The sequence below is a fragment of the Pigmentiphaga sp. genome, from assembly GCF_019689535.1.
GTDB lineage: Bacteria > Pseudomonadota > Gammaproteobacteria > Burkholderiales > Burkholderiaceae_B > Pigmentiphaga.
In genome coordinates this window covers 1-3,915 of the sequence record NZ_JADGHH010000261.1, presented here as the reverse complement: position 1 = coordinate 3,915, position 3,915 = coordinate 1, and the positions used below count along the sequence as shown (strand labels likewise).

At 64.8% G+C, this 3,915-nt stretch carries 5 protein-coding genes; 4 read left to right on the top strand and 1 reads right to left on the bottom strand.

Annotated features, from left to right (window positions below; all coding sequences use genetic code 11):
- Positions 1 to 551: LysR family transcriptional regulator (locus IRZ12_RS16275; protein ID WP_296470697.1), on the top strand; the 551-nt coding region annotated here is incomplete at its 5' end.
- Positions 552 to 656: 105 nt separating this feature from the next.
- Here IRZ12_RS16275 and IRZ12_RS16270 read toward each other — a convergent pair.
- Positions 657 to 1,874, bottom strand: coding sequence for an MFS transporter (locus IRZ12_RS16270; protein WP_296470694.1), 1,218 nt, complete (start codon positions 1,872 to 1,874; stop codon positions 657 to 659).
- Positions 1,875 to 2,226: 352 nt separating this feature from the next.
- Between IRZ12_RS16270 and IRZ12_RS16265 the strand changes: the two genes are divergently transcribed.
- From IRZ12_RS16265 to IRZ12_RS16255, 3 genes are all read left to right on the top strand, one after another.
- Positions 2,227 to 2,469: an AraC family transcriptional regulator gene (locus IRZ12_RS16265; RefSeq protein WP_296470691.1), complete on the top strand. Its 243-nt coding sequence runs from the start codon at positions 2,227 to 2,229 to the stop codon at positions 2,467 to 2,469.
- A 92-nt stretch (positions 2,470 to 2,561) separates the two neighbouring features.
- A complete protein-coding gene (locus IRZ12_RS16260; RefSeq protein WP_296470689.1) occupies positions 2,562 to 3,374 on the top strand; it encodes a class III extradiol ring-cleavage dioxygenase in 813 nt (270 codons plus the stop codon).
- Between the two features lie 69 nt (positions 3,375 to 3,443).
- Positions 3,444 to 3,848 carry a DoxX family protein gene (locus IRZ12_RS16255; RefSeq protein WP_296470687.1) on the top strand — a complete coding sequence of 135 codons (405 nt, stop codon included), beginning with the start codon at positions 3,444 to 3,446 and terminating at the stop codon, positions 3,846 to 3,848.
- Positions 3,849 to 3,915 lie beyond the last annotated feature (67 nt).

Below are 3,915 nucleotides of genomic sequence, written 5' to 3'. Positions count from 1 at the left end.
ACCTTACCCCCCCTTACCGCGCAAACTCGGCCTCCGGCGCGGGCGGGGGCCCCGCCCGGGCCGCGGCAGACCATCTCCACGTTGCGCCGTCCGCCGTCACGCGCCAGATCATGAAGTTCGAGGAAGCACTCGGTATTCCTCTCTTCGAAAGGCTCCCGCGCGGGGTCAGGCTGACGGCGGCGGGCGAAACCATGCTGGCGGCGACCCAGCGCCTGAACCGGGATTTCCAAGATGCCCTGGCCCAGATCGATGCGCTCCGGGGGCTGCGACGTGGCCGGGTACGCATCGGCATATTGCAGTACATGAGCGAACTGATCGCACCGGGGCTCATTGCGGACGTGCACGCCCGCTATCCGGGCATCTCGTTCAGCGTCGAGACGGGCAACTCCGCAGAAATCACTACCCGGGTAGCCAAGGGCGAACTCGACATGGGCATGTGCTGGGACCCGCCGCTGGCCCAACCGGTCACCCGCCTGCGCACCGCTAACGTTCCCATCGGGCTTGCGGTACTGCCGGACCATCCGCTGGCCAAGCGCAAGAGCGTCCGCTAGTCCGCGTTTGCATTGCCCACAAGAATCGTTTTTCGGCCCCACTGTTGCTTTGAAAGCAACAGTGGCCAGCCTGGCTCGCTACCCGGCCCGACGTGGCCGTCCTATCTACGCCTTGGCACGTGGCCGCCCCAGGTCGGGCAGGAACGCGGTCAGCAATCCGAGCAACGGGAGGAAGGCGCAGAGTTGGTACACATATTCGATGCTGGTCACGTCTGCCACCTTGCCGAGCACGGCGGCGCCGAGGCCCCCCATGCCGAACGCGAAGCCAAAGAACAAGCCCGAGACCGTGCCCACCTTGCCCGGCATGAGCTCCTGGGCGAACACGATGATGGCCGAGAACGCAGAAGCCAGGATGAGGCCGATGACGAAGCTCAGTACACCGGTCCAGAACAGACCGACGTGCGGCAGGACCAGGGCGAACGGCGCCACGCCCAAAATGGATCCCCAGATCACCTTCTTGCGGCCGATCCGGTCGCCGATGGGGCCCCCCAGTATGGTTCCGGCCGCCACCGCGAAAAGAAAGGCGAACAAGTGCATCTGCGCGCTTTGCACGGAAACGCCGAAGCGCTGCATCAGGTAGAAGGTGTAGTAGCTGGTGAAGCTCGCCATGTAGAAATACTTGGAGAACAACAGCGTCAGCAGGATGGCCATCGATCCCACCACGACGCCGCGGCTGCGCGGGGACGGGAGCGGAGCAGGGCGGGCCTTGCGCGGACCAGACAAGTGCTGGCGCTTATACCAGCCCCCCACCTGAAAGAGCACCACCATGGCAAGCAGCGCGGCCAGCGCAAACCACGCGAGGCTGTCCTGGCCGCGGGGAATGATGAACCACGCGGCCAGCAGTGGCCCCATGGCGCTGCCAGCGTTGCCGCCCACCTGGAAAATGGATTGCGCCAAGCCGTGGCGGCCGCCCGAAGCCAGGCGCGCCACGCGGGAAGATTCGGGATGGAAGATCGAGGACCCCGTGCCCAGCAAGGCGGCCGCCACCAGCAAGGCGGGGTAATTGGGCGCGAAAGCGAGCAGCATGATCCCGCTCAGGCTGCAGGCCATGCCGACGGGCAGGGAATACGGCTTGGGGTTCCGGTCAGTATAAAAGCCGACCAATGGTTGCAGCAGCGATGCCGTGCACTGATAGAGCAGCGTGATCAGGCCGATCTGCGTGAAGGAAAGTGAGAATTCGCTCTTCAGCAACGGATAGACGGCCAAGATCAGCGACTGCAGCATGTCGTTCAAGAAGTGCGAGAAGCTGATGGCGCCTAATATCCGGAATCCGGTGCGTTCCGGCTGGGCGGAAGGAACTTGGGCGGGATGGACGCTTTGCATGATGTCTCGGAGGCCGCCTCTGCGGCAGTCAGGTTTTTGCGTGTGGGTAGCGTACCTGGCCTGGCCGCGCCTGTCTTGCGAAAATGAGGCAGGAGGTTTCGAGAAATGGACACCCCCGCCCTTTTTCCCGACTATCACGATTACGACCGGCGAGAACGCCTGCTCACGGCCATGGCCAAGGATTTCCCGCCGGGCCATTACACAGGGCGCCACGAACACCCCTCCGGGCAGCTCATCTACGACGTGCACGGTGTCATGGTCGCCGATACCGACATGGGCCGGTGGGTCGTTCCGCCTACCCGGTGGTGGCTGTGGATGCCCCCGTCGGTCCACCACGGGCTTCGCATGGTGGGTGAGCGTCATGCGCCTGCCGCTGGACGAGCTGCGGCAACTGCCTACGCTGCCGCTGCGCCTGCCCCGCCCCACCCATCCTCGCCTCCAGGCGGTATGCGATGCGATCGTCGCCGCGCCCGACGACAAAACCACCGCACAGGGGTGGGCGGATCGCCTTGGCGTCGACGTCAAGACCCTGCATCGCCTTTTCTTGCGGGAAACCGGCATGACGTTCGGGCTTCGACCAGGCCTGACCGCCTAATCTCGACACCGCGAAAACCCCGCTTTTCATCCTTGCGATTGATTGCGCTGCGGTTACGCCCCTATAGTGCGTGCAGAAACGAGGAGTTCCCCATGCCGTCCGCGCCCGGCGCCAACCGACTGCCTACCTTCTTCATACCTCATGGAGGCGGCCCCTGCTTCTTCATGGAATGGCCCGGCAATCCCCATATGTGGGACCGGATGGCCGCCTTCCTGAAAGGGCTAGCCGCATCGATCCCGACACGGCCCAAGGCCGTCCTCGTGGTCTCCGGCCACTGGGAGGAGCCGGTCTTCACCGTCAACGCCGGCCCGCATCCCCCTTTGCTTTTCGACTACTACGGCTTTCCCGAGCATACATACAGGCTGGAATACCCGGCGCCCGGCTCACCCGAGCTCGCCGCCAGGGTACAGGCGCTGCTCGGCGCGGCCGGCATCGAATCCGCCGCCGACACCCTGCGGGGCTTGGACCACGGCGTTTTCGTGCCGTTCAAGCTGATCTTCCCGGCAGCCGATGTTCCCGTCGTCCAGTTGTCGATGAAAACCGGCCTGGACCCACGCGAGCACCTCGCGGCCGGCCGCGCGTTGTCACCGCTGCGCGAAGAAGGCGTGCTGATCGTCGGAAGCGGCATGAGCTTCCACAACATGCGGGGATTCTCGCCTGCCTTCCGCCCCGCGTCCGAACGCTTCGACGACTGGCTGGCGGACGCCGTCGCGCTACCCAGGGCGGAGCGCGAACGAGCGCTCGAAAGCTGGGACCGGGCACCCGACGCGCGCCTGGCGCAGCCACGCCCGGATCACTTGCTGCCGCTAATGGTCGCCGCCGGGGCGGCTGGCGACGATCCGGGCCGTCGCATATTCCGGGACGAAGTCATGAACGTCGTCGTCTCCGCAAGTCGTTTCGGTTAGGCGCCAAGCGCCTTGTCCTCGCCCGCCGCTTCGGCGGCTACCTGCAGTTCAACCTCGAAGGAAGACAAAATGCAAACGTCCAATGATTTCTTCGCCGTCTGGACCCCGCGCGCGCAGGCCCTGATGCGGATCATCGTCGCCTATGTGTTCATGCAACACGGCACCGCCAAGTTCTTCGACATTCCTGCATTGGGCTTTCAAGGCATACAGCTGTTCTCGCTCCTGGGGCTGGCGGGCGTGCTCGAGATCGCCGGCGGCCTACTGATGATCCTGGGTTTATTCACCCGCCCGGTAGCGTTCATTTTGTCGGGCTTCATGGCGGTGGCGTATTTCATGGCCCACGCGCCCAAAGCCCTCCTCAGTCCGCTGCAAAACGGCGGCGAGCCGGCCGTGCTGTACTGCTTCGTTTTCCTGTTCTTCGCCGTAGCCGGGGCCGGCGCGTTCAGCCTCGACGCCGCGCGCAGCAGGGCCTGACCCATCCCGCCCGGGCCTTGCTCAGACTCTTATACACATCTCCGAGCCCACCAGACGGACCTACAAA